Here is a 6,284-nt window from a genome sequence, read left to right on the forward strand (position 1 = left end):
TCGTACACTCCCTTTTGTAGTTACCGAACGACTTGAGTGGTTTTCAGACCTTCATTGTTGGTCTTTGCATGCAGATACGTGATGAACGCTATACAGGCTGCACCACAGAACAGAATGGCGCTGATCAAAAAGGTGCTTCGATATCCATACCCATCAAAAAAATAGCCGCCTACTGATGCCCCTGCGGCGATTGCCAGTTGAACCAGAGCAACCATCAATCCGCCACCGGCTTCGGCGTCATCCGGCATGGTCTTGCTAACCCATGCCCACCAACCTACGGGCGCGGAGGTCGCGAGCAATCCCCATAGGCACACCAACCCGAAGGCGCCCCACAAGGAATGGCCGAACCACACCAGGGCCAGAGCGACCAGCATGAGCAGAAGCGAAAGGCAACCCATGACAAGCAGTAGCCTGGTCTTCAGCGCGTAGCCGATAGCAAAGGTGCCGATCAATCCGGAGACGCCCATCCCCAAGAGAATCAGCGACAGTTGGTTGGTGGTCACCCCGGTGACATGCTCGAGAAAAGGGCGCAAATAGGTGAAGAGGACGAATTGCCCCATGAAGAAGAGCATGGTTGCACTCATGCCGAGGGTGACCTGTAACCGCGTCAGAAGCTTGAGCACTGCCATCGGGCCCGTACCGGTGGAGGATTCTCGGACGGGTAGGGCGGGAAGGCTCAGCCAGAGCCAGGCAAAAGCTGCCACTACCAGGGGCACCACACAGAAGAAAGCGCCACGCCATCCTATGATGCCACCGAGAAAGCTCCCAAGCGGAGCCGCAATCATGGTGGAGAGTGCGTTTCCGCCGTTGAAAATCGCCAGCGCTTTGGGAACCGACTGCGCGGGAACGAGGCGCATGGCGACCGCGGCCGACATGGACCAGAATCCGCCTACGGAAACACCCAGGATAGACCGCCCGATCATGAGAACCATGGCATTGGGGGCCAGGGCCACCACCGTACCGGAGACAACCATCAGAAAGGTAAAGAAGAGCAGAACGTGGCGCCGGTCAAACTGCCCGATCATGGAGGTCAGGAACAGGCTGGTCAGAACGGCAAATACCCCCGAGATGGAGATGGATTGCCCTGCGACACCTTCCGTAATGTTCAGGTTGGATGCGATAGGTGTTAAAAGGCTCAGGGGGAGAAACTCCGAAGCAATCAGCACCATCGCGCATAGGGACATGGCCCAGACAGCACCCCAAGCTGAAGCTTGCTCGGAAGGTGCCTCCACCATATCGTCATAGGTTTGCTCAATCGTTGACATATGTTGCGGTTCCTTTTCAGGTTGTGAGCTCAGCTTGTTATCAAACCTGTCCCACACCGGGGAGAGGTACGTTAACGGCAGGCCCTATCGTCTTTCGTTACGGGATACTACCTCGTACGAGAAAAGCGGCGGTAGATCGATTCTTTACAATCTTTGCCTAATCGTACAAAACGATCCTCGAATGTTGTAAGGCACCTTCATGCTTGATATTATGGCGGCGTGGCATGTCGTGATGGGGTTCACTGCGGGATTAGTCAGATAGGGAGATGGCATGAAGAACAGGCTGGATGCGGCCCGCGAAATATTACGAGACAGCATTGCCCGATGGACGATCGGCGGCAACCAGAACCCGGACGCGATTCCGACCTTGTCTTTTTTCCGGGAAGACGGGCTTAGCGAACCGTTCAGTGCAGTGTACGAGCCATGTATCTGCATGGTAGTGCAGGGGGCTAAACGTGTTATCCTCGGAAATTTATCGTATGTGTACAATCCTCATCAGTATTTGATAGCATCAGTGGATCTACCCACCTTTGTTCAGGTCATTGATGCAAGCAAAGAGAGGCCATTACTGGGACTCAAGCTGACATTTGACATGCAGCAGGTTTCCCAGATGCTCATCGACAGCAATTTCCCCCACCATCGTGCCCAAAACTCCGATCACGGTATGGCAACCAGCGAGATCACCCTGCCACTGGTAACCGCTTTTCAGCGGCTAATCGACCTGCTTGATGAAGAGCAGGACATTCCGATGCTTGCACCCATCATCCAGAAGGAGATCATCTATCTTTTACTGGTGGGCGAGCAAGGTGCGTGTCTACACCAAATAGCGACGGCGGGAAGCCAGAGCCAACAGGTAGCTCGGACAATTGAATGGCTGAAAAGCAACTTTTCACGGCAGCTTCGTATCGATGATCTGGCTTCGCAGGCACATATGAGTACTTCTTCTTTTCACAATCACTTTAGGGCCATAACAGCCCAAAGCCCGTTGCAGTACCAAAAACACCTGCGCTTGCACGAAGCCAGACGATTGATGCTAGCGGAGTCTCTGGATGCAGCTACTGCAGCGTTTCAGGTCGGCTACGAAAGTCCCTCTCAATTTAGCCGCGAATACAGCCGACTGTTTGGCACGCCGCCAATCAGGGACATCACCAAGTTACGGAAGATGGCCATTGTCGAATAATGCAATTTGCGAGACGGCGGTTTCCTCGCACCACCACTACCTAACGGTTCCACATCACCCGCCCTGGTACGAGAATTTTCCCAGCTTCAATCGCCACTCGCACCAGATTATCTTCATGCAATTCGAGCATGGACGTGGAGCCGTCTGAGCACTCCGCAGTCTAGGGGGCATCAGGGGGGGCATCAGGGGGGGCATCAGGGGGGGCATCAGGGGGACGCCGCTGTAATCCTGTAATTGTTTTGGAATAGCTGAGACAGCAGTTGTTTGACCTCCCGGCAGGCTTAACAAGAATTGCAGCATTACAGGAGCGTCCCCCTGCTTGCACCCAGTGTCCTTACTGACTCCTGCTAATGTGTTGACTCCATTCATGAGGCCGTGCTATCAGGATGTGCAGTCAGGAGGAGCGGATCAAGAATTACAATATTACAGGGGCGTCCCCCCTGTCTGACCAGGGGCGTCCCCCCTGTCTGACTCCGAGGGAGTACCCCATGAAAGACCCGGCGGGCAAGGACGCCGTCCGCAAGGAACTGCTGCATTTCGAGCGGGTCCTGCAGGACGCGGCCCTGGCCGACAACATACTGCTGCCCCACATGCAGCGGCTGCTGGTCCTGGCCAGGAACCTCGAATGCCACTGCGAGAGGCTCGCCAAGAAGAACCAGCAGCTGGAGTCGCACCTCACCGATTATACGAGCTATCTGAACCAGGCCTCGCGCATCGACCTCCTGACCCGGCTCCCCAATCGCCGTGACCTCAGCGAACGGCTGGTGCGCGAGGACAGCCGCTCGCAGCGACACTGGCGCACCTTCTCCCTGATCCTGGTGAACCTGGACGACTTCTCCCAGATCAACGAGATCCACGGCTTCAACGCCGGCGACGAACTGCTGGTGGAGGTCGCCTGCCAGCTGCAGGGCTTCGTGCGCAGCGAGGACGTCTGCGGGCGCTGGTCCGGGGACGAGTTCCTGATCATCCTCGCCGAGACCGGCATGGAGGGGGCGCTCATCGTCGCGGAGAAGGTGGTGAAGTCCATCGCCATGACCGAGTTCCGGGTGGACCGGCCCGGCTTGCGCACCACGGTCAGCGCGGCGCTGGGCAACTTCCGCCCGGACCAGGGGATGCACGAGTTCCTGGCCGCCCTGGACCGGGGCGTGCAGCAGGCCAAGCGGGAAGGGAAGAACCGTTGCGTGATCATCTAGGCGGCGAGGGCATCATGGGGATGCCCCCTGCTTTGGTCCAAGGTAAACAGAAGGAGTGGAGTATATGGTCTCAGAGGTAAAAAAGAATACAGTGGTAACTCTCAAATACACTGTTACCGATTCCGATGGTGGCGTGGTCGATGAAGGGGTGGAGCCTCTCAGCTATCTGCATGGCGGTTATGAAGAGATCTTCCCCAAGCTCGAGGATGCCCTGCAGGGTAAGAAGGTGAATGAATCCATCCGGGTCAAGCTGGAGCCTGCCGATGCATACGGGGAATACGACGCCAGTTTGGTCCTGGAGGAGCCTCGCGAGGAATTTCCCGAGGATATCGAGGTAGGTAGCGAAGTTGAAGGCGCCGCAGAAGGGGGTGACGACGAGGATTTCATTATCTACAGGATCACCGATATCGATGATGAAAAGGTGGTGCTGGACGGCAATCACCCTCTGGCGGGTTCCGCCCTCGTCTTCAGTTGCACCGTCACCGCAATCCGTGAGGCCAGTCCCGAAGAGATCAAGCAGGGCCAGGTCCTCGAGGCCGACGAGGAAAAGGACGGCTAGGGGGGCGCCACCAGTTGCGGAGCAGCAGAGACGGAGGGAAGAGGCAGGGGAGGGCAAGAATCCAAGAATAGCGGAGACAGTCGGGGTTGAGAGGTAGGGAAGCAGGTAAGGTGTGGCGCGAACATCTATTTGTTACCACAGTTACTCATGTGGAGTAAGGTTGTCTTGTACGGTTAAGTGCCAACCGACAGGAGGACATGGAGATGACACGCGTCAGAGTTGCAGGGTTTACCATCTCGCTTGATGGGTACGGAGCGGGGCCGCATCAGGACATCGAGAATCCGCTTGGTGTGGGCGGGACAGATTTGCACCAGTGGTTGGTCTCAACACGCACGTTCCAACGGATGCTGTTTGGCGGCGATGGCGGCACAACGGGGATCGACGAGGACTTTGCTGCGCGGGGCTTTGAGAATGTCGGCGCCTGGATTCTCGGAAGAAACATGTTCGGACCCGTCCGCGGTCCCTGGCCCGACCTGGACTGGAAGGGCTGGTGGGGGGACACCCCACCCTATCACGTGCCAACGTTCATCCTGACTCACCACGCGCGCCCGCCCATCCAGATGGAAGGCGGAACGACCTTCCATTTCGTCACGGGGGGGATTCACGAGGCGCTCGAACGGGCGCGCGACGCTGCAAACGGCATGGATGTGCGCATTGGCGGCGGAGTTAACACTATCCAGCAGTTTCTTCGTGCGGGGCTCATCGATGAGCTGCACATCGCGATCTCGCCGGTCTTGCTGGGCAGGGGAGAGCGATTGTCCGAGGGGGTTGACGCCCGCGCTCTTGGATACGAATGTGTTCAGTTCGTTGCCTCGGAGAAAGGCACCCACGTTGTGCTCCGGCGCCAGAGATGAGCTATTGGCCCTCCGGGATCACCCCATGCACACGAAGAAAATGCCCATAACGAAGTTGTGGGAGCATCAGGAAGACGGAGGGGGAGCTATCGAGATGGACTATCGCGCTGTTGCCAAAAAACTACTACAAGAACAACCACAGACCATTGCAGTTGTCCTGGCCAGGCTGGAACCGGAACACTCAAGCGAGATCATGAAGCTGCTGCCGGACTTCGTTCAGGCCGACTTGGTGAGCAGGATCGTGCAGGTCGACAAGTTGCCGGGCGAGGTCCTCGAAGAGGTTGACGCCTTGATCCAGTCACTGCTGAGGCAGCGCTGAGTGGGTGGAGAGGGGACGCTGGGGCGGCGAGGAGGCTATAAGCTTCTGGTAGCTACCTGGCTTCTGCATGAAGTTTGATACCGAGGGCGGTGACTATTTTGAGGATGGTATCAAAACCGGGTACCCGCTCCCCGGAGAGGGCTTTGTACAGGCTCTCACGGGAAAGGCCTGCATCACGCGCAACTTGAGACATCCCTTTGGCACGTGCGATGTCCCCGAGTGCTTTGGCAACAAAAGCGGCATCGCCATTAGCTTCCTCAAGTGAGGCTTCAAGGTAGGCTGCCATTTCCTCCGGCGTACGGAGATGCTCGGCAACATCGTAGCGACTGGTAGTAGTTTTAGGCATGGTTCCTCCTACAGATTCTGTGCTAGCCGGATTGCGGTCTTAATATCACGAGATTGACTGCTCTTATCGCCACCGGCCAGAAGAACAATCCATTCGTTCCCGCGCTGGATGAAATAGATACGATAACCGGGACCGTAGTCGATCCGCATTTCACAGACACCTTCACCAACAGGCTTAACGTCTCCTGCATTTCCTGAGGCAAGGCGTTCAATCCTGACGAGGACACGCGCCTTAGCTCGGATATCGCGCAGGTTATCGAGCCACTGAGCAAAGACTTCGGTTTTCCGGATTTCAGCCATAATCAATTGTAGCCAATCGGCTACACCAGGTCAAGTAATGCCGATTAGGTTTGAAAGACGATAACTGCAGAAACTCAACCCGCTTAACAACGTCCCTCGTGTGCGTGGTTTGCAGGGAAAGTCGAATCCCCCCTGTTTAAATGCATGAGTGAGGGGAATTGAAAGAGGGAGCCTCCTGGTGGTAGAAGCTTGCTAAGCAAGCAGCTGGGTCGAATAAATCGCCCAGAATCAAACCACAGGAGGCTCCCATGGCGGCACTTTACTACATC

8 protein-coding genes are annotated in these 6,284 nt (G+C 56.5%); 5 read left to right on the forward strand and 3 right to left on the reverse strand.

Going from position 1 to position 6,284, the window contains the following annotated elements; all coding sequences use genetic code 11:
• Positions 1-20 precede the first annotated feature (20 nt).
• Positions 21-1,265, reverse strand: a complete 1,245-nt coding sequence (locus GMST_RS15750) for an MFS transporter (protein WP_198424567.1) — start codon at positions 1,263-1,265, stop codon at positions 21-23.
• Between the two features lie 271 nt (positions 1,266-1,536).
• Here GMST_RS15750 and GMST_RS15755 point away from each other — a divergent pair, with 271 nt between their 5' ends.
• From GMST_RS15755 to GMST_RS15775, 5 genes are all read left to right on the forward strand, one after another.
• Entirely contained in the window at positions 1,537-2,445 is a 909-nt protein-coding gene (locus tag GMST_RS15755; RefSeq protein WP_183355643.1) for an AraC family transcriptional regulator, read from the forward strand.
• Between the two features lie 488 nt (positions 2,446-2,933).
• On the forward strand, positions 2,934-3,638 hold the full coding sequence (locus GMST_RS15760; RefSeq protein ID WP_183355644.1) for a GGDEF domain-containing protein: 705 nt from the start codon (positions 2,934-2,936) through the stop codon (positions 3,636-3,638).
• A gap of 64 nt (positions 3,639-3,702) precedes the next feature.
• A complete protein-coding gene (locus GMST_RS15765; RefSeq protein WP_183355645.1) occupies positions 3,703-4,197 on the forward strand; it encodes an FKBP-type peptidyl-prolyl cis-trans isomerase in 495 nt (164 codons plus the stop codon).
• 203 nt (positions 4,198-4,400) lie between these two features.
• Positions 4,401-5,051 (forward strand): dihydrofolate reductase family protein, encoded by a 651-nt coding sequence (locus GMST_RS15770; protein WP_183355646.1) that lies wholly within the window; start codon positions 4,401-4,403, stop codon positions 5,049-5,051.
• Positions 5,052-5,076: 25 nt separating this feature from the next.
• Positions 5,077-5,370 (forward strand): hypothetical protein, encoded by a 294-nt coding sequence (locus tag GMST_RS15775; RefSeq protein WP_183355647.1) that lies wholly within the window; start codon positions 5,077-5,079, stop codon positions 5,368-5,370.
• A 52-nt stretch (positions 5,371-5,422) separates the two neighbouring features.
• Here GMST_RS15775 and GMST_RS15780 read toward each other — a convergent pair whose 3' ends face one another.
• Together GMST_RS15780 and GMST_RS15785 are read right to left on the reverse strand one after the other, a co-directional pair.
• Positions 5,423-5,716 carry an addiction module antidote protein gene (locus GMST_RS15780; protein WP_183355648.1) on the reverse strand — a complete coding sequence of 98 codons (294 nt, stop codon included), beginning with the start codon at positions 5,714-5,716 and terminating at the stop codon, positions 5,423-5,425.
• Between the two features lie 8 nt (positions 5,717-5,724).
• Positions 5,725-6,015, reverse strand: coding sequence for a type II toxin-antitoxin system RelE/ParE family toxin (locus tag GMST_RS15785; RefSeq protein ID WP_183355649.1), 291 nt, complete (start codon positions 6,013-6,015; stop codon positions 5,725-5,727).
• Positions 6,016-6,284 lie beyond the last annotated feature (269 nt).

It is taken from the genome of Geomonas silvestris (assembly GCF_014193515.1).
GTDB classification, from domain to species: domain Bacteria; phylum Desulfobacterota; class Desulfuromonadia; order Geobacterales; family Geobacteraceae; genus Geomonas; species Geomonas silvestris.